This window comes from Nocardioides sp. TRM66260-LWL, assembly GCF_020075545.1.
In the GTDB taxonomy this organism is placed as follows: Bacteria; Actinomycetota; Actinomycetes; order Propionibacteriales; family Nocardioidaceae; genus Nocardioides.
The window spans coordinates 612,371-634,582 of sequence record NZ_JAIQZK010000001.1 but is presented as its reverse complement, the minus strand read 5'-3'; the positions used below and the strand labels follow the sequence as shown (position 1 = coordinate 634,582).

Genomic DNA, 22,212 nt, shown 5'->3' with positions numbered 1-22,212 from the left:
CGAGGCGAGGTCACAGCCGGCGTCACGCGGTGTTAAGTCCGCGTGACGCCGGCTGTGGGTGGTGGGAGCGGCTCCCCAGCAGCGGTCGCGTCGGCCAGCCCGCCGACGCCGCCCGCGAGGGCGGCCCGATCAGCCGATCAGATCCGACCCTCCGCGCCCACGCTCGGTCGCGCGCCGCGCCCGCGGCGCGCGTCGGTCCAGCGCTCGTCCGAGCCGAGCTCGACGAAGGTCTCCTCGCCGTTCGGCTGCGGCTCGACGGCCCACAGCGTCACCCAGCCGTGCAGCACCAGCGCCTCCAGGGTCGGCACCGCGGCCACCGCCGCGCGCAGTCGCTCGCGGGGCGCCTGGACGGCCAGCACCGGACGCGCCGGCAGGTGCCGCAGCGCCAGCACGGCGTCCGGACGACGAGGGTCGACCGGGGTGACGGCCTGCCAGGGCAGGCCGATCGAGAGGTCGCCGGCCCGGCCGCGGACGACGCCGATGTCGCCGACCACGTTGTGGGTGGTCTTGTCGCCGGCGCCGTAGAGGTCCGGCTCGCCGGCCGAGCTGCCGTACGCGCTCATGATGTGCGCGGCCACCAGGCCGGGGCCGGCCAGCGCGCCGGTCAGGACGGCGAGGTCGGGGTCGGTGTCGTGGTGGTAGTCGAGCTGGAACCAGCGCGCCGTGGGCACCGAGAGCCGCGCCCCGCCGAGGAACAGGCCGTGGGCGCCGGCCAGCCCCCACTCCGGCATCGGCTCGGCCTCGTCCCCGCCGCGGGCGATGGCGCTCAGGCCGCCCGGCAGGTCGCCGCTGCGCTCGGCCCGGGCCCGCTCGGTGGCGGTGGCCAGGTCGGCCCGCAGCGCGTCGGCCACCGGGTGGTCGGACTCGATCGCCACGACGTCGGCCGTGGTGTCGTGGCGTCCGACGATGGCGACGAGGTCGTCGGGCACCGCGATGCCCTGGGCCGGCAGCGCGGCCCGCACGGCCGGGTCGTTGGTCCAGGCCGCGAAGACCGACGCGTTCAGCACGCCGGTGTTCGCCCCGCAGGCGCCGCAGTCGTAGGCCGCGGCGTAGGCGTTGTTGGCCGTGGTCGCGCCGTGGCCGATCACCAGCAGCACCGAGCCGAGGTCGCCCGCGAGGCCCGCGCCGTGGAGCACGGCGGCGACGCGGCGCGCCTTCTCCTCGGCCGGGACGACGCCGGACTGCAGGTCGCAGACCTCGCCGGCCGGACGCAGGGTCGTGCCGTGCAGGTCGGCCGCCGGGCGCTGCAGGGCCCGGGTGACGACGCCGCGCACGGTGGCCACCAGGGCGACCAGCCCGCCGAACTCGGCGTAGCCGAGCGCGCCGGCCGCCTGCCGGCCGCCGGCGGCCATGCTCCAGCCGGTGCCCGGCGCCGGCACGGGCGCCTCGAACCGCAGGTCGGGGTCGAGCAGGCCGGGCGCGCGGGTGACGGTCGTGCCGTCGGGGTCGTCGGCCTCGAGCGCGATGCCGAAGAACCCGGCGACGCCGTGGGTGCGGTGGCGCCGCGGGCCGCTCACCGCCTCGAGCTGGCGGCGCACCGGGCCCGAGCGGGCGTCCAGACACCACAGGCTGTCGACGGTGACGGTCGCCGTGCCCGCCGAGGACGGGGCGAGGGGCACGGCGGCCAGCAGCCGTCCCTGCACCTCGACGTCCAGCGCCCGCTGCCACACGGTCAGCAGCCCCCGGGCCGCGCGGACGGCCTCGAGCGCCTCGGCGTCCGGCGTCGGGCTCGTGGCGGCGTCCGCCGGGTCGGTGAGGAGCAGGTCGTGCGCCGCGCGCAGGGCGCACAGCTGGACGATCGCGTCGTCCGCGCCGTGGGCCGCGCGCCACAGGGCGTGGGCGGTCCAGCCGGGCGCCGCGGCGAGCAGGCCGGTGAGGTAGGAGACCAGGTCGATCGGCTCGCCGCCGGCCTCGATCGTGCGTCGGCGGGCCTCGGTGTAGAGCACCTCGACGGCCGAGGCGGCGTCGTCGGGCAGGGCGAGCGCGGCCCGCCGCAGCCCGTGCACGCCGAGCACGAGGTCGGCTCCGGGGCGCCGGGCCGAGGCCAGCCAGATCGCGTACGGGTCCGCCACCCGGCCGGCGCCGAGCCGGTCCCAGGCGCGTCCGCACCACAGGGCGGCCTGGACGCCGACCCGCTCGGTGGCCGAGCCGACGCTGCGCGAGCGACGTCCGGCGGCCTTGTCGGCGCGGCCCGCGAGGGTGTGGGCGACGGCGCCGATCGGGGCGTCCGGACCGGGAGCCACCTCGCCGCGCGTGCGGGTGACGACCTGCTGCGGGGTGAGCTCGGCGAGCGCAGCCGGCAGCCGGCCGTCGGCCCGCAGGTCGGCCAGCGCCTGCGCGAGGTGCGCCTCGGCCAGCCGGCCGTCGTCGTGCAGCGCGAGCATGCGGCGCAGCCCGACCCGCGGGTCGCGACCGTGGACGTCGTCGAGCAGCTCCTGCGCGGCGGGCAGGTCCAGCCGCTCCAGCCCGTCCCACGGCGAGACCGCGACGGCGGCGCGCAGCGGCCAGGCCGGGGCGAGGGCGTCGGCGGCGAGGCCGACGGTCATCCGGATCCGCTCGGCGTCCGAGGGGTCCTGGGCGCCGGCCGCGAACGGCGCGAGCCGGTGGGCGAGGTCGGTGCGGTGGCGGCGGACGGCCCAGGCAGGGAGGCCGAGGCGGGCCCTGAGCAGCACCAGCGGGGTGGCGTCCCGGACGGCGCGCAGGGTGCACACCCAGGCGGCGGCGAGGCCGAGCAGCACCGGCACGGCGACGGCCGCGCTCGGCTCGATGACCTCGCCGAGGGCGTGGGACTCCTCGACCGTGACGACCAGGGCGACGATCGCGGCGATCGTCCCGGCGGCGACGCCGAGGTGGGACGCCGGCCCGCCGGCGCGACGCGCCGCCAGGGCGGCCGAGACGGTGGTGCCCGCGACGCCGCCGACCAGGGCGGCCGGCACGACCGCGACGAGCACCGGCAGGCTCGCGGAGAGCGGCACCGCGATCATCAGCGCGACGGCCACGCCGGCGAGGGCCGGGACGGCGCGCACGGACCCGGCCAGCGGGGCGGGCGCCGGCGCCAGCCGGGACGCGGTGACCGCGCCGCCGGCGTTGAGGAACAGCCGCGACTTCCACCAGGCGTGCAGCAGCACGTGCACGAACGCGGTGGCGGGCAGGCCGACGACCGCCTGCGCGGTCGCGAGCGCCATCTGCGAGCTGGTCGAGGCGGCGAGGCGGCCCTTGACGTCCGACCGGGCCTGCTGGCCGACGACCGCGGCGACCAGGGTGAGCAGCACGATCACGCCGATCAGCACGCGGGTGGCCAGCGCGGGGGCGAGGACGTCGCCGTGCAGCGCGAGCAGGAGCACGCCGCCGTTGACCACGCCCGCGTGGAGGAGGGCGGAGACGGGCGAGGGCGCCTCGGCGGTCTCGGCCAGCCACTCCCCGAGCGGCACCAGCGCCCCGCGCGAGACCAGCGCGACGATCAGCGCGAGGCCGGCGAGGGGCGCGCGGAGGGAGTCGGGCAGGTCGAGGCCGGCGTCCAGCGCGACGAGCAGCCACAGGCCGACGTCGCCGGGCACCAGGGCCGCGGCGATCCGGCGCACCGCCCGCGCGGAGCCGGGAGTGCCGGGATGCCCGACGAGCCCGAGGACCGCCACGGTGCTCAGCGTCCAGCCGGTGGCGAAGACCGCGAGCGTCTGGCCGGCGGCCATCGTCACGAGGGCGGCGAGCGCGAGGGCGAGCAGGGCGGCGTAGCGACCGAGTCGCGCCTGGCCGCGCAGGTTGACCGCCGAGAACCGGGCGATCACGGAGCCCAGGGCGAGGACGTGGACGACGAGGACGCTCGAGACGAGGTACGAGCGATCGGGCCACTCGCCGGTGGCGGCTCCCACGACGAGGAGGACGACCAGGGCGACGAGGGCGACGGCGGCGAGGGCGGACGCCAGCAGCGTCAGGGCGCGCATCGGCTTCATGGGAAGAAGAATGCATGAAGAGAAATTCATGTGTCTAGAGACCGGAGTATGACCTCTGCCATAGGGCTAGACTCCCCCGCGTGCCCGAGACCGACCGCAGTTGGACGTTCCTCTCCAACCACGGCCACGTGCTCGTCGCGCTGAGCCGCGACTCCTCGGCCCGGCTGCGTGACCTCGCGGAGTCGGTCGGCATCACCGAGCGCGCCGCCCAGGCCATCGTCAGCGATCTCGAGGACGCCGGCTACGTCACCAAGGTGAAGGTCGGGCGACGCAACGAGTACCGGCTGCACCCCGCGCGGCGACTGCGCCACCCGGCGGAGTCCGACACGCCCATCCGGGCGCTGCTGGAGATCTTCGACCGGGACGACTGAGGCGAAGGGCGACTGAGACGACGCCCCCGGGGGCATGGTCGTCGCATGCGCCCCGTCCTGCCGCTCGCCGCCGCCCTCATCCTCGCCGGCACCGCCGCGCCGACCGTCCCCGCACCGGCCGCCGCGGCCGCGAGCACCCCGTCCGGCTCGCACGCCTACCCTTACGCGCGGGCGAAGCAGGTGGTCGAGACGCGGGTGCTCGGCCACTCCTGGCAGGGCCGCCCGATCGTCGCCTACCGCAAGGGCTCGCCCGAGGCACGGGTGCGGGTCGTGCTGCTGGGCCAGATGCACGGCGACGAGCCGGCCGGGCCGACCACGATGCGGTTCGTGCGCGACCGGCTCGCGGTCGACTCCGACGTCGACCTGTGGATCGTCCCGACGATGAACCCCGACGGCGCGCTGCGCGGCACCCGCAAGAACGCCCGCGGGGTCGACCTCAACCGCAACTGGCCGACGCGCGGCTGGGTGTCGGGGTCGCGCACGTCGCCCTACTACGGCGGCCCGGCGCCGGCCTCCGAGCGCGAGACCCGCGCGATGCTGCGGTTCCTCGACGCCGTCGACCCCGACTACGTCACCTCGCTGCACCAGCCGTTCGGCGCCGTGGGCCGCACCCGCAAGCGTCCGGCCTACGTCGACCGCCTCGCCTACTGGCTGCGGCTGCCGCAGCGCGCCATCGCGGCCCCGACCGCGGGCGGATCCCCCGGCTCCCCCGCCGACGACCCCACGCTGACGTCGTGGTTCAACGCCCGGCACGACGGCGTCGCGGTGACCGTCGAGCTCACCCGCTCGCCGTCGTACCGCTACCGCACCTGGACGGCCGGCACCGGGCTGCTGCAGGCCAACCGGGCGGCCTGGTAGCCGCTCACACCTCGACCCGGGCGCCCATCAGCACCGTCCGCTCCCGCGGCAGCCCGAAGTGCTCGGCGGCGTCGGCGGTGAGGTGCGAGGTCGCCAGGAACAGCCGGGTGCGCCAGGCGCCGAGGCCGCGCACCGCGTCGTCGGGGTGCAGGTCGATGGTCGAGAGGAACCAGGTGGCGTGCTCGAGGTCGAGGACGCCCTCGGTCAGCGCGGGCGGGAGCGTCGCGAGCGTCCGGGGGACGTCGGGCCGCTCGGCGTAGCCGAACCGGAGCGTCACGTGCGTGAGGCCGTCGTCGGGATCGCCGAGGTCGTCGACGAGCACCCGCTCGTCGGGGCCGACGCGCGGCACCGGCTCGACCTTCACGGTGAGGACGACGACCCGCTCGTGGCGCACGCGGTTGTGCTCGGTGTTCGCGCGCAGCGCCAGGGGCGTGGTGTCCGGCCCGCGGTCGAGGAAGACCGCCGTGCCCGGGACGGTCGTCAGCGCGTCGGGGCGCAGGCGCAGGTCCTCGGCGAAGGCGAGCAGCGGGCCCTCCATCTCCCGACGGCGGGCGGTGACCCGCGAGCGTCCCCACTGCCAGGTGGTCATCACGGCGAAGGCGGTCAGCGCCAGCGCGAGCGGCAGCCAGGCGCCGTGCACGAGCTTGGTGAGGTTCGCGGCGAGGAAGAGCAGGTCGACGCCGATCAGCACCCCGAAGCCGGCCACCAGCAGCGGCCGGGGCACCGACCAGGTGCGCCACGCCACGTGGAGCAGCAGGACGGTCGTCACCAGGATCGTCCCGGTCACGGCCATGCCGAACGCGTACGCCAGCGCCAGCGAGCTGCGGAAGGTGAGCACCAGGACGAGCACGGCCACCGCGAGCAGGCCGTTGATCCACGGCACGTACACCTGACCGGCCGTCGAGCGGGAGGTGTGGACGACCCGCAGCCGCGGCAGGTAGCCGAGCTGGGCGGCCTGGGCGGCCACCGAGAACGCCCCGGTGATGACGGCCTGGGAGGCGATCACGGTCGCGGCGGTGGCCAGGACGACGATCGGCACCCGCGCCCAGTCGGGCGCGAGCAGGAAGAACGGCGCGGACGCCGACGACGGGTCGTCGAGCAGCAGCGCGCCCTGGCCGAGGTAGCTGAGCACGCAGGCGGGGAAGACCAGCAGCAGCCAGCCCAGGGCGATCGGCCGGCGGCCGAAGTGGCCCATGTCGGCGTAGAGCGCCTCGGCGCCGGTGACCGCGAGGACGACCGCCGCCAGCGCGAAGAACGCGATCGAGGCATGTCCCACCAGGAAGTCCACGGCGTAGGTGGGCGAGAGCGCGAGCAGGACCTCCGGGGCGTGTCGCACCCCGGCGGCGCCGAGCGCGCCGATGGAGACGAACCAGGTGATCATCACCGGCCCGAAGAGCCGGCCGACGGCCGCCGTCCCGAGACGCTGGGCGGCGAAGAGGAGCAGCAGGATCACCGCGGTCGCGGGCACCACCGCACCGGCCAGGCCGGGACGCACCACGGTGACGCCCTCGACGGCGGAGAGCACCGAGATCGCCGGCGTGATCATCGAGTCGCCGAGGAAGAGGGCCGCGCCGAACACGCCGGCCACGACCAGCGCGGCCGCCAGTCGGTCGCGACCCGCGCGGGCCCGGCGGCGCAGCAGCGTGATCAGCGCCAGGATGCCGCCCTCGCCGCGGTTGTCGACGCGCATGGCCAGCAGCACGTAGGTGACCGTCACGATCAGCACCACCGACCACACGATCAGCGACACCACGCCGAGGACGTTCTCGCGCACCAGCGGCACCGGGTGCGGGTCGGCGGGGTTGAAGACGGTCTGCAGCGTGTAGATCGGGCTGGTGCCGATGTCGCCGAAGACGACGCCGAGCGCACCCACCACGACCGCCGCCCGCAGGGGCGAGCGGCCGCCGACCGAGGTTCCGGACATCACCCGGGGAACCTACGAGTCCGGCGGGCCGCTCCCCCGCGTCCTTGACGGAACCCGAACGGTGGCGCGCCTCACGGCTCCACGTAGACGGTGGCCCCCATCGCCAGGAACTCCTCGGACTTCTCCCGCATGCCGGCGTAGCGCTCGCGGACGTCGTGGCTGATCCGCATCGAGCAGAACCTCGGCCCGCACATGGAACAGAAGTGCGCGGTCTTGGCCGACTCCGCGGGCAGCGTCTCGTCGTGGAACGCCTCCGCGGTGACCGGGTCGAGGGACAGCGCGAACTGGTCGCGCCAGCGGAACTCGAACCGGGCGCGCGAGAGCGCGTCGTCCCACGCCCGCGCGTGCGGGTGGCCCTTGGCGACGTCGGCGGCGTGCGCGGCCAGCTTGTAGGTGATCACGCCGGTCTTGACGTCGTCGCGGTCGGGCAGGCCGAGGTGCTCCTTGGGCGTGACGTAGCAGAGCATCGCCGTGCCGTGCCAGGCGATCGTCGCCGCGCCGATCGCGCTGGTGATGTGGTCGTAGCCGGGTGCCACGTCGGTGACCAGCGGGCCGAGGGTGTAGAACGGCGCGCCGTGGCACCAGTCCTGCTGCAGGACGACGTTCTCCTCGACCAGGTGCAGGGGCACGTGCCCGGGGCCCTCGACCATCACCTGCACGTCGTGCTCCCAGGCCCGCTGCGTCAGCTCGGCGAGCGTGCGCAGCTCGGCCAGCTGGGCCTCGTCGTTGGCGTCCGCGACGCTGCCCGGCCGCAGGCCGTCGCCGAGGGAGAAGGCGACGTCGTAGGCGGCGAGGATCCCGCACAGGTCGTCGAAGTGCGTGTAGAGGAAGGACTCCTCGTGGTGGGCGAGCATCCAGCCGGCCATGATCGAGCCGCCGCGGGAGACGATGCCGGTGACCCGCTCGGCGGTGAGCGGCACGTACCGCAGCAGCACGCCCGCGTGCACGGTCATGTAGTCGACGCCCTGCTCGCACTGCTCGACGACGGTGTCGCGGTAGACCTCCCAGGTGAGGTCCTCAGCCCGGCCGTCGACCTTCTCCAGCGCCTGGTAGAGCGGCACGGTGCCGATCGGCACCGGGCTGTTGCGCAGGATCCACTCGCGGGTGGTGTGGATGTCGTCGCCGGTCGAGAGGTCCATGACGGTGTCAGCGCCCCACGTGACGGCGTGCGTGAGCTTGTCGACCTCCTCGGCGACCGAGGAGGTCACCGCGGAGTTGCCGATGTTGGCGTTGACCTTCACCAGGAACCGCCGGCCGATGACCATCGGCTCGGACTCGGGGTGGTTGACGTTGTTCGGGATGATCGCGCGGCCCGCGGCGACCTCGCTGCGGACCAGCTCGACGTCGCAGCCCTCGCGGGCGGCGACGAACTCCATCTCGGGGGTCACCAGGCCGCGGCGGGCGTAGGCCATCTGCGTGATCGCCCGGCCGTCGCGACCGCGCCGCGGACGACGCCGCTCGCCGCGCCACTCCCGGCTGGCCGCGCCGCGACGCACCGCGGCACGACCGTCGTCCTCGAGCCGGGCGTCGCGGCCGGCGTAGGCCTCCGTGTCGTCGCGGGCCTCGATCCAGGCCGACCGCAGCGGCGGCAGGCCGACCTCGGGCTGGGAGCCGGGGCCCTCGGTGCAGTAGCGGTCGAACGTCTCGCCGGTGGTCAGCGCCACGCGGGTGACGGGCACGCCGAGCGGGCCCAGCTCGAGGCGGGTGTGGGAGTCGTGGACGGTCATGCGGGGAGTCCTTCCAGGAGTCGGGTGATGACCTCGGCGGGGTCGGGCGAGCGCATCACCGCGCCCAGGACCGCCACGCCGTCGGCGCCCGCTCCGAGTGCGGACGCCAGGCTCTGGGGGGGGTGACGCCGCCGAGCGCGAGCACCGGCAGCGGGTGCCCGGCGTAGGCGGCCGGGCCCGGGGCCGGGTCGACGACGTGCACCGCGTGACCGCGGCCGGTCAGGGTCTCGGCGATGACGAGGCCGACGACGCCTCCGCCGAGCACGCGTACGCGCATCTCGAGTCGCTCCCTACGCCGGCATGAACCGGATCAGGTGTGACGGTCGGAGCGGAACAGCTCCCTCTCAGCCCGCTGCCGCGGACTCCCGTTGGACGTGCTCGAACGTAGCACGCGCCCCGGACGGGTCGTCCGGGGCGCGTGCGAGAGGGGAGGCGGGCGAGCGGGGACCTCCCGCGGGAGGCCGGCGGCGGATCAGAGGATGTGCAGCATCTCCTGGTAGGTCGGCAGCGCCCACAGGTCGTCGGCCACGACGCCCTCGAGCGCGTCGGCCGCGGCGCGCACGGCGGCCATGGCCGGCAGCACGACGTCACGGGCGAAGGTCGCGGCCTCGAGCGGGTCGGCCGGGTGCTCGTGGGCCACGGCGTCGGCCAGCGTCGCGAGGCCGGCGCGGAGGTCGGCGATCGTGGCGCTCAGGGACGTCAGGTCGGCCAGGTCGGGCTCGAGTCCGGCGGCCTTGAGCGCGGCCGCGTTCGAGGCCAGCTCGGTCTGGTAGCGCACCGCGGCCGGCAGCACCGTCGTCGAGCCGATCTCCAGGGTGGTGTTGGCCTCGACCCCGATGCTCAGGACGTACTGCTCGCAGCCGACCTCGTAGCGGCTGTGCATCTCGCGCTCGTTGAAGACCGCGTAGCGGCTGAACAGCTCGACGGCCTCGGGCGAGATCAGCTCGGGGAGCGCGTCGACCGTGGTGCGGAGGTTCTTCAGGCCGCGCTGCTCGGCCTCGACCTGCCACTCCTCGGAGTAGCCGTTGCCGTTGAAGATCACCGCTCCGTGGTCGGCGATGATCTGCGTGAGCAGGGTCTGCACGGCCTCGTCGAAGTCCGTGCCGGCGGCGACCGCCTGCTCGAGCTCGGTGACGCAGAAGTCCAGCGCCTCGGCCATGATCGTGTTGATCACGACCATCGGCGCCGCCACGGTCTGCAGCGAGCCGGGGGCCCGGAACTCGAACCGGTTGCCGGTGAAGGCGAAGGGCGACGTGCGGTTGCGGTCGCCGGGGTCCTTGCTGAGGTCGGGCAGGGTGTCGACGCCGATCGTCAGCGTGCCCTTCTCCTTCGAGCGGGTCGCGCCGCCCTTGGCGATCTGGTCGAAGACGTCGGCGAGCTGGTCGCCGAGGAAGATCGAGATGATCGCCGGCGGGGCCTCGTTGGCGCCGAGGCGGTGGTCGTTGGACGCCGAGGCCACCGAGACGCGCAGCAGACCGCCGTAGCGGTGCACGGCGCGGATCACCGCCGCGCACACGACGAGGAACTGGGCGTTCTCGTGCGGGGTGTCGCCGGGCAGCAGCAGGTTGCCCTGGGCGGCGTTGCCGATGGAGAAGTTGACGTGCTTGCCCGAGCCGTTGACGCCGGCGAACGGCTTCTCGTGGAAGAGGCACTCCATGCCGTGCTTCTTGGCGATCGAGCGGAACGTCGTCATGAGCAGCTGCTGGTGGTCCGAGGCGAGGTTCGACCGCTCGAACATCGGGGCCACCTCGAACTGGCCCGGCGCGACCTCGTTGTGGCGGGTCTTGGCCGGGATGCCGAGCTTGAACAGCGCGTGCTCGGTGTCCATCATGAACGCCAGCACGCGCTCGGGGATGGCGCCGAAGTAGTGGTCGTCGAACTCCTGGCCCTTGGGCGGCTTGGCGCCGAACAGGGTGCGGCCGGAGCTGAGCAGGTCGGGCCGGGCGTGGAAGAAGTGGCCGTCGACCAGGAAGTACTCCTGCTCGGGGCCGCAGTAGGACACGACGTTCTGCGGGTCCTCGTGGCCGAACAGGCTCAGGATGCGCTTCGCGTGCAACGACATGGCCTGCTGGCTGCGCAGCAGCGGGGTCTTGTGGTCGAGCGCCTCGCCGGTCATCGAGATGAACACCGTGGGGATGCACAGCGTGTTGCCGTTGGGGTTCTCCAGGATGTACGCCGGGCTCTGGATGTCCCAGCCGGTGTAGCCGCGCGCCTCGAAGGTCGCGCGCAGGCCGCCGTTGGGGAACGACGAGGCGTCCGGCTCGCCCTGGATCAGGGTCTTGCCGGAGAACTCCGAGATCGCCGAGCCGTCGCCCACCGGCTCGAGGAAGCTGTCGTGCTTCTCCGCCGTGAGCCCGGTGAGCGGGTAGAAGACGTGGGCGTAGTGGGTCGCGCCCTTCTCCATCGCCCAGTCCTTCATCGCCGACGCGACGGCGTCCGCGACGTCGGGGTCGAGCGGGGCACCCTGGTCGATCGTCGAGAGCACCGACTTGTAGACGCCCTTGGGCAGCCGCTTGCGCATCGCCTGGAGGCTGAAGACGTTCTCGCCGAAGACCGCACCCGGCTCGGCGGCGGGGTCGAAGTCGAACGGCGGCGGGGTGGTCGCCTGGACGGCGGCGATGGCCTGCAGGCGGACGGGATTGGCGGTCATGGCCGGAATCTAGGGACGCCGTGAGTCGGGCATGTTTCGTGCCGGTGACGTGGGCCGACCGGACTGGACCGGCACGCGGGTCTGCCCCGCGATCCAGGCGGGAGGGCGGGCCTCGACGTGCTCGGCATCACACGACGACGGCCCCCGGATCCGCGGATCCGGGGGCCTTCGTGCTGGCGTGCTGGGCCTGCCGAGGTGCTGGGGTGCTGGGATCAGCGACCCGAGCGCCGACGACCGGAGCGCGCCGCGCCACCGGCCGAGAAGGCGGCCGCACCGCCGGAGCGGGCCGAGGCCGCCGCGGACGACGGGCGCGCGGCCGGCTTCTGGCCGGACCTCTGCGTGGAGCCCTGGCCGGAGGCCGCTCCGGACTGGGACGAGCGCTGCTGGCCACCGGACGAGCCCGAGCCCGAGCCCCCGGCGCCGCGGCCACGCCCGCCGCGACGGCGCGACCGGCCGGGGGTGCCGCCACCGGCCGGGCGCTCGGCCCGGGCGGGCTCGGCGACGACGACCGCGGGGGCGGGCACGCTGACCCGCACGCGCTCACCGGGGGCGAGCTCGGCGAGCACCGGGTGGCTGGCGCCCTCGATGCGGGTGGTGGTCGGCTTGATGCCGGCGGCGCGGGTCAGCGAGCGGACGTCGCCGACCTGGTCGGAGGTCATCAGCGTGACGACCGTGCCCTCGGCGCCCGCGCGGGCGGTGCGGCCCGAGCGGTGCAGGTAGGCCTTGTGCTCGGTCGGCGGGTCGGCGTGCACGACGAGCGCGACGTCGTCGACGTGGATGCCGCGGGCGGCGATGTCGGTGGCGACGAGCACGGAGACCTCGCCGGCGTGGAAGGCGTCGAGGTTGCGCACGCGGGCGTTCTGGCTGAGGTTGCCGTGCAGCTCGACCGCGGGCACGCCGTTGCGGCCGAGCTGGCGGGCCAGCGCCTTGGCGCCGTGCTTGGTGCGGGTGAACACGACCGTGCGGCCGGGGGCGCTGGTGAGGTCGAGCAGCACCGGGATGCGCTGCTCGCGCTCGACGTGCAGCACGTGGTGGGTCATCTTGGCGACCGGCGACTGCGCGGAGTCGGCCTCGTGGGTGACCGGCTGGTGCAGGAACCGCTTGACCAGCGAGTCGATCTGGCCGTCGAGGGTGGCCGAGAAGAGCAGCCGCTGCGAGCGCTCCGGCGTCGCGGAGAGGATGCGCCGGACGCCCGGCAGGAAGCCCATGTCGGCCATGTGGTCGGCCTCGTCGAGCACGGTGATCTCGACGCGGTCGAGCCGGCAGTGGCCCTGGCCCATGAGGTCCTCGAGCCGGCCGGGGCAGGCGATGACGACGTCGACGCCGCGGCGCAGCGCCGCGACCTGCGGGTTCTGGCCGACGCCGCCGAAGATCGTGCGCGACGTGAGGCCGGCCGCGGCGGCCAGCGGCGCGAGCGCGGTCTCGATCTGGGTGGCCAGCTCGCGGGTCGGGGCGAGGACGAGCGCGCGGGGCGCGCCGGAGGTGGGCCGCGGCCCGCCAGCGAGGCGGGAGACCAGCGGCAGGAGGAAGGCGTAGGTCTTTCCCGACCCGGTGCGTCCGCGGCCGAGGACGTCGCGTCCGGCCAGCGCGTCGGCCAGGGTGGCCGCCTGGATCGGGGTGGGCGTGGTGATGCCCAGACCCGCGAGGGTCCGGGTCAGGGAGGTGGACAGGCCGAGATCGGCGAAGGTGCTCAAGACGTGCTCTCTGATCGTGGTGTCCCGCCGAGAGCCCGGCCGCCCGGTGGCGACGGGCCGACGCACGGAGCCGGGTTCTGCGATTCAGAGCTGCGACGTGCGGACAACCCGCGGCGAGAGCACGACAGGCTGTGCCCCCAACCTAGCCGACCGCTGGTCGGACGCCGCATCGACGCGGCGTCCGACCGGTGAGCCGCTCGTCACTCGACGGGCAGCCCGAGCCCCCGGGCGATCAGCATCCGCTGCACCTCGGAGGTGCCCTCGCCGATCTCGAGCACCTTCGCGTCGCGGTAGAGCCGGGCCACGGGGTACTCCTCCATGAAGCCGTAGCCGCCGAAGACCTGGGTGGCGATGCGGGTGGCCGAGACGGCCGCCTCGGTGGAGTAGAGCTTGGCCACCGACGCCGCCTGCTTGACCGCGCCCGCCGGCGCACCGGCGTCCTTCAGCGCGGCCGCCCGGTAGGTGAGCAGGCGGCTGGCGTCGGCCATGACCTGCAGGTCGGCGATCTGGAAGGCGACGCCCTGCTTGCGTCCGATCGGACCGCCGAAGCCCTGCCGCTCCCCGGCGTACGCGAGCGCGTGGTCGAGGCAGGCCTGGACGCAGCCGGTGGCCAGCGCGGAGATCGCGATGCGGCCGTCGTCGAGGGTGGCCAGGAACTGCGCGTAGCCGCGCCCGCGGGTGCCGAGCAGGTGGTCGGCCGGCACCCGGACGTCCTGGAAGCTCAGCGGATGGGTGTCGGAGGCGTGCCAGCCGAGCTTGTCGTAGGCGGGCTCGGCGGTGAAGCCGGGGGTGCCCGCGGGCAGCATGATCGCGGAGATCTCCGGCCGACCGTCCTCCCGCTCGCCGGTGCGCGCGGTGACGGTGACCAGCGAGGTGATCGACGAGCCGGAGTTGGTGATGAACTGCTTGGCGCCGTTGACGATCCACTCGGTGCCGTCGGCGCTGAGCTCGGCGCGGGTGCGGGTCGAGCCGGCGTCGGAGCCGGCCTCCGGCTCGGTGAGCCCGAACCCGGCGAGCGCGCGGCCGGCGACGAGGTCGGGAAGCCAGCGCTCCTGCTGCTCGCGGGTGCCGTACTCGACGAGGGGGTTGATGCCCAGCCCGACCCCGGCCTGCAGCGTGATGCCCATCGACTGGTCGACCCGGCCGAGCTCCTCGATGGCGACGCACAGGCTGGTGAAGTCGCCGGCCGCTCCCCCGAACTCCTCGGGGGCGGTGAGGCCGAAGAGGCCGAGGTCGCCCATCCGGTGGACGACGTCGACCGGGAAGTGGTGCTCGCGGTCCCAGCGCGCGGCGTGGGGCGCGATCTCGGACTCGGCGAAGGCGCGGACGGTGCGCCGGAACTCCTCGTGGTCCCGGCTGAGCTCGAACGGGGTCTGTCCCATGTGAGCCAGGCTACAGCCCGGGTTAACGAACGCTAACCGGATGTCGCGGGGCAGGATGGACGGGCCATGACCTCCGAGCCCGCCCCCGCCACCGCCGCCGACCTGGCCCTGCAGGGCCCGCGCGTGCACCCGGCCGACGTCGACCTCGCGACCGTCCGGGCCTACCTGGCGCGGCCCAAGTCGCACCTCGCGCTGCTCGTCGACGCCGACGGCGTGCTCGTGGCCACCCTGGACGCCTCCGACCTGCCCGAGGACCGGACGCACGACGCCCGACCCGCGAGGCGGGTCGGGCGTCTGGACGGGCGCACCGTGGCGGCATCGGTCGACGCCGCGTCGGTGGGCCTGCTGCTGGCCGAGCGCAACACGCGTCGCCTCGCCGTGGTCGACGGCGAGGGGCGGCTGGTCGGGCTCGTGTGCCGCAAGCGCCGCTCGGCCGGCTACTGCGACGACGAGGGAGTCGCGCAGCTGCGGGCCGAGCGGCACCGCTGAGGGTCCGGCCCCGGGTCGGGGCCGGGGGCTCAGACGTCGGTGCGGGTGTCGCGCACGCTCTGGCTGCCGTCGCTGTGGGTGGTCGTGGTGGTGGTGCGCGCGGCCCGGCGCGAGTTGAGGGTGATCGCGGTCAGCACGATCAGCAGGATGCCGACGCCCGAGGCGATGAGGCCGATCGTGTGGAGGTCGACGCCGTCGACCTGGTCGCGGTCGATCGCGAACGCGAGGACGAGTCCGACGACGAGGAGGAAGCCTCCGGCTCCGTAGCCCATGGTGGTGCTCCTTCGAGTGTGGCGCGGATGCGCGAGGGGTGGGACGACCCGAGTCGCACCCGAGGCGTGCCCTCGCCGGCCCGCGGCCACACCTGAGCGGCCGTCGCTCCCCCCTTCGGGCGAGCCCCGGTCCGCGCGGGCTCAGTCGCCGCTGGAGGCGCGGAAGCGGGGCCGACCGTCCTCGCAGACGGCCTCGACGCGGGCCTCACGGCCGCTCTCGTCCTCGCGCCCGGTGAAGTCGACGCGCAGCCGCTCGGGTCCGCGGTCCTCGACCTCGACCGCGTAGCCGTCGGCCGAGGGCACGGCGCGCACCAGGGCGATCGCGGTGCCGCGACACGCGGCCACCACCGTGCCGGCGTCGTCCCACCACGTGCCGCGCACGGTCGCCGGCGCGGCCGCCGGGGTGGGCGTCGAGGTCGGGCGGGCGTGCGGGCTGGTGGTGGGCCGCGGGGTGGGCCGGGCGGTGGGCCGCACGACGACGTCCCAGGCCGTCGTCTCGCTCTCGGCCCCGCCGGCCTGCTCGCCGGCCCGCGACACCACGCCCCACACGACGCTCGACCCGAGCGCCACGACCAGCGCCCAGGCCAGCACGGCGCCGCCGAGGAGCAGCGATCGTCGGGTCCTGCGCATGCGACGACGCTAGCCTGCCGGGCATGCCGCGCATCCTGGTCGTCGAGGACGACGAGGCGATCCGTCGGGCCGTCCGTCGTGGGCTGGAGGAGCGCGGGCTCGCCGTCGTCACCGCCGCGACCGGCCTGGGCGGGCTCGAGGTGGTGCTGGCGGAGCGTCCTGACGTCGTGCTGCTCGACCTCGGACTGCCCGACGTCGACGGGCTGACGCTGCTGACCATGATCCGCGCTGCCAGCGACGTGCCCGTGCTGATCCTCACCGCGCAGGACGACGACCCGACCATGGTGCGCGCGCTGGACGCCGGCGCCGACGACTACGTCGTCAAGCCGTTCGGCAGCGAGCAGGTCGCGGCGCGGATCCGGGCGGTGCTGCGTCGCGCCGGCGCCGGGGGGCCCGCGGCGCCCGGGCCGGTGCGGGTCGGCGGGCTGGCCATCGACGAGCGCACCCGGGTGGCCAGCCTGGACGGCCGCCCCCTGGAGCTCGCGCGCAAGGAGTTCGACCTGCTGCTGCTCCTGGCCTCGCGGGCCGGGGAGGTCGTGACGAAGCGCGAGGCGCTGGCCGAGGTCTGGCAGCAGGCCTACGGCGGCGCCGAGCGCACGGTCGACGTCCACCTCTCCTGGCTGCGCCGCAAGCTCGGCGAGACCGCCGCCGAGCCCCGCTACCTGCACAGCGTGCGCGGCGTCGGCGTGCGCCTCGTCGCGCCCGACGCATCCGACGCATCCGACGCATCCGACGCATCCGACGCATCCGACGATGACGACGCCGGCCGCTGATGCGCACCCGGATCTCCTGGCTCGTCGTGGCCACCACGAGCACCGTGGTGGTCTCGTTCGTCATCCCGCTGTGCCTGCTGGTGCGCACGCTCGCCGAGGACCGCGCGATAAGCTCGGCCGACCAGCAGGCCCGCAACGCCGCCATCCTGCTCACCGGCGTCGGCTCCGACGCCGCCGTCCGCGACCTGCTGTCCGGCCTCGACGCCGGCAGCGGCACGCAGACCTCCGTCCTCTCCGCCCGCGGGCGCCAGCTCGGCGGCGGGCCCCCGATGCGCGAGGACCCGGAGGTGCGCCGCGCGCTCGCGGGCGAGGCGTTCCGGGTCGTCGACGACCGGGGCGGGCGCGTGCTGCTGCCGGTCGTCGTGGGCTCCCGCACCGCGGTGGTGCGCACGAGCGTCACCGAGGACCGGCTGCGGGCCGGCGTCGTGCCGGCGTGGATCGGCATCGTCGGCCTGGGGCTGGGGCTGCTGGCGACGTCGGTGGTGGTGGCCCGGCAGCTCGGCGGGCGGATCAGCGAGCCGCTGCTCGACGTCGCGCGCGTGGCGCACCGGCTGCGCGGCGGCGAGCTCGACGCGCGGGCCGACCCGCGCGGCACGCCCGAGGTGCAGGAGCTGGCGCGCGCGCTCAACGGCCTCGCGGAGCGGACGACCGAGCTGCTGGCCAGCGAGCGGGCGGCCGTCGGCGACCTCTCCCACCGGCTGCGGACGCCGGTGACCGCGCTGCGCCTCGACGCCGAGGCCGTGCGGGAGCCGCAGCTGGCCGAGCGCCTCCAGGAGCACATCGCGGTGCTCCAGCGCACCATCGACGCGATCGTCGACGAGGCCCGCCGGCCCGTGCGCGGCGACCTCGCGGCGACCTGCGACGCAGCCGCCGTCGTGCGCGAGCGGGCCGCGTTCTGGTCGGCCCTCGCGGAGGACCAGGGCCGCCCGATGCGGCTGCACGTCGAGGAGCGGCCCGCGCCGGCTCCCCTGGCGGCCGACGACCTCGCCGACCTGCTCGACGTGCTGATCGACAACGTCTTCGCGCACACCCCGGAGGGCGTCGCGCTGACGGTGTCGCTGGGGGCCGGGGCCGACGCCGTCGTCCTGGCGGTCGAGGACGCCGGCCCGGGCTTCGGCGCCGCGGCCCCGCGACGGCCGGGCACGTCCGGGCTCGGCCTGGAGATCGTCGCCCGGACCGCCGCGGCGGTCGGCGGCGAGCTCGAGCGCGGGACGTCCCCACTCGGGGGCGCCCGGGTGCGCGTCCGCCTGCCCCTGCTCCAGGATCCCGGGGGCCGCGCTTCTTGACGCAGGCTTGAGGGTCGGATGAGTCAGGCTTGGCGGGGAACGGCCGATGCTCGACGCATGACCTACACCGCCCGGTCCCGCGACCGCTACCGCCGGCTCGTGCAGGGCCTCACCGCCAGCACCGCGGCGCTCGCGGTCGCCGCCACCGGCGCCGCGGCCACAGCCGCCTCGCACCAGCACGACGAGAAGCAGGCCCGCAAGCAGGCCGAGCAGCAGGCCTACGCGCAACAGCGGGCGGCCTACGAGGCGTCCGTGCGCGCCTCCCGCGACCCGGGCGCCGCCGGCACCGCTCAGAAGGCCGGGAAGACCGGGAAGTCCCGGAAGCCGGGGAAGGCGAGCGCGACCCAGCGTCGCCACCGGACGACGTCCGCCCACGTGGCGGGCGCCCGTACCGGCACCCCCGCCACGGTGCGTCCGAGCTCGGCGCCGAACGCCGCGGGCACCCCGGCGCCCGTGCGCAGCACGCCGCGGCCGCAGTCGACCCCGACCCGCTCCACGCCCCAGGTCAAGCCGCGCCCCACGCCGGTCGCGCAGCCGAAGCCCACCCCGACGCCGCAGCCCAAGCCCACCCCGAAGCCCACCCCGAAGCCGCAGCCGAAGCCGACGCCGAAGCCCACTCCCAAGCCGACGCCGCCGCCTCCGCCGCCCCCGCCGCCGTCCTCGCCGTCCTGAGCCGGTGACGCGATGAGCCTCACCGCCCTCGATCCCGACACCCGCCGCGACCGGGTCGCGCGCTGGTCGGCCCTCGGCTGCCTGGTGCACGTGGAGGTCGCCGACGAGCTGGTGCTCGATGACGCCTGCGTCCTGGCGGTCGAGGTGCTGCGCGACGTCGACGAGACCGCCAGCCGCTTCCGGGCCGACTCCGACCTGAGCGCGGTCAACGCCCGGCCGGGCGCCTGGGTGCGGGTCGACCCGCTGCTGGTCGCGGCCGTCGAGGTGGCCGTCGAGGCCGCCGAGCGGACCGGCGGCCTCGTGCACCCGCTGCTCGGCCGGCCGCTGGTGAGCCTGGGGTACGACCGCACGTTCACCCGGCTCGAGGAGCGCTCGCACCTCGGCCTCGCGACCGCGGCGACCGCCGCGACCGCGCCGGCCCGCGACGCCTGGCGCGAGATCGCCTGGCGCGAGGACGCCGTGCGCATCCCGTCCGGCACCGCGCTCGACCTGGGCGCCACCGCCAAGGCCTGGTGCGCCGACCTGATCGCCGCCGCGTGGCGCGAGCGGCTCGGCCTCGACGACGCGCTGGTCAGCGTCGGCGGCGACCTGCGCACCCTCGGTGAGCGCCCGTGGCCCGTCGCGATCACCGAGCGGCCGCCGACCGAGCCCGATCCCGCGCCGCTGATGGTCGGGCCACCGGCGCCCTCGCGACCTCCTCGACCCGGGTGCGGCGCTGGCGGCGCGGCGGCGTCGAGCACCACCACCTGCTCGACCCGCGCACCGGCCTGCCGGCCGTGACGCCCTGGCGCACCGTCACCGCCCTCGCGGCCACCTGCGTCGAGGCCAACACCGCCACCACCGCCGCGCTCGTGCTCGGCGCCGAGGCGCCCGCCTGGCTGGCCCGCCCCGACACCCCGGGGCAGGCCGCCCGGCTCGTCGCCGCCGACGGCGCGGCGACCCTGATCGACTGGCCGCAGGGCCGCTCCCCCGAGGAGGGACGATGATGGACGGACCGCTGCTGTGGTTCCTCAACCGCGGCACCGGCGTGGTGCTGCTGACGCTGCTCAGCGCCAGCGTGGTGCTCGGCGTCACCGCGATCGGCGGCCGCGCCGCAGGCGACGGCGGGGGCCGGCTGCCCCGGTTCGTCACCGCGAGCCTGCATCGCAACCTCGCGCTCGGCTCGGTGCTGTTCCTGCTCGTGCACGTCGTCACCGCGGTGGTCGACTCCTACGTCGACATCCGCTGGTGGCAGGCCTTCTCGCCGGTCGGGGCGACCTACGAGCCGCTGTGGACCGGGCTGGGCGCGCTGGCCCTCGACCTCATGGTCGCGGTGAGCGTCACCGCGCTGCTGCGGCACCGCCTCGGCGCCCGCTCGTGGCGCACCGTGCACCTGCTGTCGTGGGCCGCCTGGGCCTCCGGCGTGGTGCACGGGGTGATGATCGGCACCGACCTGCGCGACCCGTCCCAGTGGACGCGGTGGGCGCTGGTGCCGACCGCGCTCAGCGTGGTCGCGGTGCTCCTCGCGCTGGGCTGGCGGGTCTCCGCGGGAGCCGGCCGCCACCGCGACGCCGTGGCGAGCGCCCCTGCACGTGAGCCGCGGGCCGCGGAGGCGGTCCGATGAGCACCGACACCGCCGCCCGGCGCGACCGGCTCGTCCAGGGCGCCGTCACCTCGCCGCTGGAGGTCACCGAGGACCTCGACGTGCGGCCCGGACCGGCCCTCCTGGCCGCGCACCTGCCCGACCTCGCCGCCCACCGGCGCCGCCACGGCATGCCGGCTGTGCTGGACGTCGACGGCCTCGCGGCGCTGGTCTCCGCGGCCGGGATGCGCGGACGCGGCGGCGCCGGCTTCCCCTTCGCCCGCAAGCTGGCCGCGGCGGCCGCCGGCGGACGTCGTCCGGTCGTGGTCGTGAACGCCTCCGAGGGCGAGCCCGCCAGCGCCAAGGACGCCGCCCTCGTCGCGACCGCGCCGCACCTGGTGCTGGACGGCGCGGCCGTCGCCGCCCGCGCCCTCGGCGCCCGCGAGGTGCACGTGGTGCTGCCCGGCGACCGTCCGCGCACCCGGGCGCTGCTCGCGGCGGCCGTGGCCGAGCGGGTCGCCACCGAGCCCCGCGGCGGCCTGCTCGACGGCAGCCGCCTGCGCTGGCAGACCCACATCGCCGAGCCGCGGTTCGTCGCGGGCCAGGCCCAGGCCGTGCTGGAGCTGATGGCCGGCCGGCCGAACCTGCCGGTGACGGCCTGGCAGCCCGAGGCGATGGCCGGCCACCGGGGCCGCCCGACGCTGCTGTCGAACGCCGAGACCTGGGCGCACGTCGGCCTGCTCGCCTGCGAGGGCCTGCCGGCAACGCTGCTGCGCGGCACGGCCGAGGAGCCCGGGACGACGCTGGTGACCGTGGTGGCCCCCGGCGTCCGGACGGCGGTGCACGAGGTCGAGCACGGCGCGGCCCTGCGCGACCTGCTGCCGGCGCACGTGCTCGGCGGGTCGGTGCTGCTCGGCGGGTTCCACGGCACCTGGCTCACCGCCGACGCGGCCGCGGACGCCGTGCTCTCGGCCGCGCGGCTGCGGGCGGCCGGCACCCCGATCGGCGCGGGCGTGGTCATCGCTCCCGGCCCGCGGGCCTGCCTGCTCGGCCTCACCGAGCGGATCACCGCCTACCTGGCCGACCAGAGCGCCGGGCGCTGCGGACCGTGCGTCAACGGGCTGCCTGCGCTGGCCGACGCCGTGGCCGGTCTGCGCCGCGGCCAGCCGGACGCCGCCGAGCGGGTCGCCCGACTGTGCGGCCTGCTGCCCGGACGCGGCGCCTGCGCGCATCCGGACGGCACGGCGCGGCTCGTCGCCTCGCTGCTGCGTGCGGCGCCGGGCGAGATCGCCGCCCATGCCCGCGGCCGCTGCGAGGCCTCCGTGCGGGGTGCGGCATGAGCCGCCTGCGGGTCGACTGGCCCGCATGTCGCGCGCACGGGATCTGCCACGAGCTGCTGCCCGACGTCGTCCGGCTCGACGAGTGGGGCTACCCGATCGTCACCGGCGAGGTGGAGGAGGCCGACCGCGCCGACGCGCGGGCGGCGGTCAAGGCGTGCCCGCGGCTGGCGCTGCGGCTGGAGTGACCTCGACGACGCACGGGTCGCCGAGCTCGAGGCGTCCGCCCTCGAGCACCCGGCACACCGCGCCCCCGCGGCGTCGCAGCGCGGCCTGCGCGCCAGGGCCGATGGTGTCGTCGAGCAGCCGGCACGGGGCCGCCACCCGCACGACCTCGAGCAGCACCTCGCCGACGCGCATCCGGGTGCCCGGCGCCGTCGGCACCACGCCGTGGCTCAGCGTCACGTTGCGCCGCGTCAGCTCGGCCGGCACCGGTGCCCCGTGCACCGCGGCGGCCTCCGCGAGGCTCTCGGCGCTCTGCACCGTGACGTGCCGGTGCCTCGTGCCGTGGTAGCGGTCGCCGACGATCCCGCGTCCGGCCTCGACGTCGACGCCGTCCTGCGCGCGCATCGGCAGGCGGGACCCCTTGGCGGTGTGGATCGCGACGACGGTGACGGGCTCGGGGCTCACGTCCCC

The 22,212-nt window shown here is 75.8% G+C and carries 21 protein-coding genes and 1 riboswitch; of the genes, 11 read left to right on the top strand and 10 right to left on the bottom strand.

From position 1 onward, the window contains the following. Positions 1–137 precede the first annotated feature (137 nt). Entirely contained in the window at positions 138–3,950 is a 3,813-nt protein-coding gene (locus K8Z61_RS03025) for a putative inorganic carbon transporter subunit DabA (protein WP_224126580.1), read from the bottom strand. 80 nt (positions 3,951–4,030) lie between these two features. Between K8Z61_RS03025 and K8Z61_RS03020 the strand changes: the two genes are divergently transcribed. Beyond that, positions 4,031–4,321, top strand: a complete 291-nt coding sequence (locus K8Z61_RS03020; RefSeq protein ID WP_224126579.1) for a winged helix-turn-helix domain-containing protein — start codon at positions 4,031–4,033, stop codon at positions 4,319–4,321. Between the two features lie 45 nt (positions 4,322–4,366). Next, positions 4,367–5,179 (top strand): M14 family zinc carboxypeptidase, encoded by an 813-nt coding sequence (locus K8Z61_RS03015; protein ID WP_224126578.1) that lies wholly within the window; start codon positions 4,367–4,369, stop codon positions 5,177–5,179. A 4-nt stretch (positions 5,180–5,183) separates the two neighbouring features. Here the strand turns inward: K8Z61_RS03015 and K8Z61_RS03010 are convergent, their stop codons facing one another. The 6 genes from K8Z61_RS03010 to K8Z61_RS02985 form a co-directional block, all read right to left on the bottom strand. After that, complete coding sequence (locus tag K8Z61_RS03010; RefSeq protein ID WP_224126577.1) at positions 5,184–7,103, bottom strand: potassium transporter Kup; 1,920 nt, start codon at positions 7,101–7,103, stop codon at positions 5,184–5,186. 71 nt (positions 7,104–7,174) lie between these two features. After that, entirely contained in the window at positions 7,175–8,830 is a 1,656-nt protein-coding gene (thiC, locus tag K8Z61_RS03005; protein WP_224126576.1) for a phosphomethylpyrimidine synthase ThiC, read from the bottom strand. Between the two features lie 55 nt (positions 8,831–8,885). Beyond that, on the bottom strand, positions 8,886–9,107 hold the full coding sequence (locus K8Z61_RS03000) for an NAD-binding protein (RefSeq protein ID WP_224126575.1): 222 nt from the start codon (positions 9,105–9,107) through the stop codon (positions 8,886–8,888). After that, positions 9,101–9,209, bottom strand: a riboswitch (TPP riboswitch). (Overlaps the previous gene by 7 nt.) A gap of 93 nt (positions 9,210–9,302) precedes the next feature. After that, positions 9,303–11,480, bottom strand: coding sequence for a glutamine synthetase III (locus K8Z61_RS02995; RefSeq protein WP_224126574.1), 2,178 nt, complete (start codon positions 11,478–11,480; stop codon positions 9,303–9,305). A 212-nt stretch (positions 11,481–11,692) separates the two neighbouring features. After that, positions 11,693–13,174 carry a DEAD/DEAH box helicase gene (locus tag K8Z61_RS02990; RefSeq protein ID WP_224126573.1) on the bottom strand — a complete coding sequence of 494 codons (1,482 nt, stop codon included), beginning with the start codon at positions 13,172–13,174 and terminating at the stop codon, positions 11,693–11,695. 200 nt (positions 13,175–13,374) lie between these two features. Then, a complete protein-coding gene (locus tag K8Z61_RS02985; protein WP_224126572.1) occupies positions 13,375–14,556 on the bottom strand; it encodes an acyl-CoA dehydrogenase family protein in 1,182 nt (393 codons plus the stop codon). Positions 14,557–14,622: 66 nt separating this feature from the next. On the opposite strand from K8Z61_RS02985, the gene K8Z61_RS02980 reads away from it, so the two are divergent. After that, complete coding sequence (locus tag K8Z61_RS02980) at positions 14,623–15,045, top strand: CBS domain-containing protein (protein ID WP_224126571.1); 423 nt, start codon at positions 14,623–14,625, stop codon at positions 15,043–15,045. 29 nt (positions 15,046–15,074) lie between these two features. Here K8Z61_RS02980 and K8Z61_RS02975 read toward each other — a convergent pair whose 3' ends face one another. Together K8Z61_RS02975 and K8Z61_RS02970 are read right to left on the bottom strand one after the other, a co-directional pair. Next, positions 15,075–15,317 (bottom strand): DUF6458 family protein, encoded by a 243-nt coding sequence (locus K8Z61_RS02975; protein WP_224126570.1) that lies wholly within the window; start codon positions 15,315–15,317, stop codon positions 15,075–15,077. A gap of 141 nt (positions 15,318–15,458) precedes the next feature. Then, the gene (locus tag K8Z61_RS02970; protein WP_224126569.1) at positions 15,459–15,947 is read right to left on the bottom strand and encodes a hypothetical protein; all 489 of its coding nucleotides are present in this window, start codon (positions 15,945–15,947) and stop codon (positions 15,459–15,461) included. A 23-nt stretch (positions 15,948–15,970) separates the two neighbouring features. Here K8Z61_RS02970 and K8Z61_RS02965 point away from each other — a divergent pair, with 23 nt between their 5' ends. Genes K8Z61_RS02965 through K8Z61_RS02935 form a run of 8 tightly spaced genes read left to right on the top strand, consistent with a single transcriptional unit; the run spans position 15,971 to position 21,764 of the window. Continuing rightward, positions 15,971–16,720: a response regulator transcription factor gene (locus tag K8Z61_RS02965; protein ID WP_224126568.1), complete on the top strand. Its 750-nt coding sequence runs from the start codon at positions 15,971–15,973 to the stop codon at positions 16,718–16,720. Next, positions 16,720–18,006: a HAMP domain-containing sensor histidine kinase gene (locus K8Z61_RS02960; RefSeq protein WP_224126567.1), complete on the top strand. Its 1,287-nt coding sequence runs from the start codon at positions 16,720–16,722 to the stop codon at positions 18,004–18,006. The genes K8Z61_RS02965 and K8Z61_RS02960 overlap by 1 nt, the downstream gene beginning before the upstream one ends. A gap of 57 nt (positions 18,007–18,063) precedes the next feature. Then, entirely contained in the window at positions 18,064–18,678 is a 615-nt protein-coding gene (locus K8Z61_RS02955; RefSeq protein WP_224126566.1) for a hypothetical protein, read from the top strand. Between the two features lie 12 nt (positions 18,679–18,690). Beyond that, on the top strand, positions 18,691–19,458 hold the full coding sequence (locus tag K8Z61_RS02950; RefSeq protein WP_263430397.1) for an FAD:protein FMN transferase: 768 nt from the start codon (positions 18,691–18,693) through the stop codon (positions 19,456–19,458). Further along, positions 19,386–19,664, top strand: a complete 279-nt coding sequence (locus tag K8Z61_RS18765; RefSeq protein ID WP_308116738.1) for an FAD:protein FMN transferase — start codon at positions 19,386–19,388, stop codon at positions 19,662–19,664. Before K8Z61_RS02950 ends, K8Z61_RS18765 begins: the two co-directional genes overlap by 73 nt. Then, positions 19,661–20,281 carry a ferric reductase-like transmembrane domain-containing protein gene (locus K8Z61_RS02945; RefSeq protein ID WP_224126565.1) on the top strand — a complete coding sequence of 207 codons (621 nt, stop codon included), beginning with the start codon at positions 19,661–19,663 and terminating at the stop codon, positions 20,279–20,281. The genes K8Z61_RS18765 and K8Z61_RS02945 overlap by 4 nt, the downstream gene beginning before the upstream one ends. Then, positions 20,278–21,579 carry an NADH-ubiquinone oxidoreductase-F iron-sulfur binding region domain-containing protein gene (locus K8Z61_RS02940; protein WP_224126564.1) on the top strand — a complete coding sequence of 434 codons (1,302 nt, stop codon included), beginning with the start codon at positions 20,278–20,280 and terminating at the stop codon, positions 21,577–21,579. The genes K8Z61_RS02945 and K8Z61_RS02940 overlap by 4 nt, the downstream gene beginning before the upstream one ends. After that, the gene (locus K8Z61_RS02935; RefSeq protein WP_224126563.1) at positions 21,576–21,764 is read left to right on the top strand and encodes a ferredoxin; all 189 of its coding nucleotides are present in this window, start codon (positions 21,576–21,578) and stop codon (positions 21,762–21,764) included. Before K8Z61_RS02940 ends, K8Z61_RS02935 begins: the two co-directional genes overlap by 4 nt. On the opposite strand, the gene K8Z61_RS02930 is transcribed toward K8Z61_RS02935, so the two are convergent. Continuing rightward, positions 21,727–22,206, bottom strand: a complete 480-nt coding sequence (locus tag K8Z61_RS02930; RefSeq protein ID WP_224126562.1) for an MOSC domain-containing protein — start codon at positions 22,204–22,206, stop codon at positions 21,727–21,729. The genes K8Z61_RS02935 and K8Z61_RS02930 overlap by 38 nt on opposite strands. Between the last annotated feature and the right edge of the window lie 6 nt (positions 22,207–22,212).

Coding starts and splice junctions, on each gene's coding strand:
- K8Z61_RS03025 (WP_224126580.1), bottom strand. CDS start 3,950: ATGAAGCCGATGCGCGCCCTGACGCTGCTGGCGTCCGCCCTCGCCGCC.
- K8Z61_RS03015 (WP_224126578.1), top strand. CDS start 4,367: ATGCGCCCCGTCCTGCCGCTCGCCGCCGCCCTCATCCTCGCCGGCACC.
- K8Z61_RS03010 (WP_224126577.1), bottom strand. CDS start 7,103: ATGTCCGGAACCTCGGTCGGCGGCCGCTCGCCCCTGCGGGCGGCGGTC.
- thiC (WP_224126576.1), bottom strand. CDS start 8,830: ATGACCGTCCACGACTCCCACACCCGCCTCGAGCTGGGCCCGCTCGGC.
- K8Z61_RS03000 (WP_224126575.1), bottom strand. CDS start 9,107: ATGCGCGTACGCGTGCTCGGCGGAGGCGTCGTCGGCCTCGTCATCGCC.
- K8Z61_RS02995 (WP_224126574.1), bottom strand. CDS start 11,480: ATGACCGCCAATCCCGTCCGCCTGCAGGCCATCGCCGCCGTCCAGGCG.
- K8Z61_RS02985 (WP_224126572.1), bottom strand. CDS start 14,556: ATGGGACAGACCCCGTTCGAGCTCAGCCGGGACCACGAGGAGTTCCGG.
- K8Z61_RS02980 (WP_224126571.1), top strand. CDS start 14,623: ATGACCTCCGAGCCCGCCCCCGCCACCGCCGCCGACCTGGCCCTGCAG.
- K8Z61_RS02975 (WP_224126570.1), bottom strand. CDS start 15,317: ATGGGCTACGGAGCCGGAGGCTTCCTCCTCGTCGTCGGACTCGTCCTC.
- K8Z61_RS02970 (WP_224126569.1), bottom strand. CDS start 15,947: ATGCGCAGGACCCGACGATCGCTGCTCCTCGGCGGCGCCGTGCTGGCC.
- K8Z61_RS02965 (WP_224126568.1), top strand. CDS start 15,971: ATGCCGCGCATCCTGGTCGTCGAGGACGACGAGGCGATCCGTCGGGCC.
- K8Z61_RS02960 (WP_224126567.1), top strand. CDS start 16,720: ATGCGCACCCGGATCTCCTGGCTCGTCGTGGCCACCACGAGCACCGTG.
- K8Z61_RS02955 (WP_224126566.1), top strand. CDS start 18,064: ATGACCTACACCGCCCGGTCCCGCGACCGCTACCGCCGGCTCGTGCAG.
- K8Z61_RS02950 (WP_263430397.1), top strand. CDS start 18,691: ATGAGCCTCACCGCCCTCGATCCCGACACCCGCCGCGACCGGGTCGCG.
- K8Z61_RS02945 (WP_224126565.1), top strand. CDS start 19,661: ATGATGGACGGACCGCTGCTGTGGTTCCTCAACCGCGGCACCGGCGTG.
- K8Z61_RS02940 (WP_224126564.1), top strand. CDS start 20,278: ATGAGCACCGACACCGCCGCCCGGCGCGACCGGCTCGTCCAGGGCGCC.
- K8Z61_RS02935 (WP_224126563.1), top strand. CDS start 21,576: ATGAGCCGCCTGCGGGTCGACTGGCCCGCATGTCGCGCGCACGGGATC.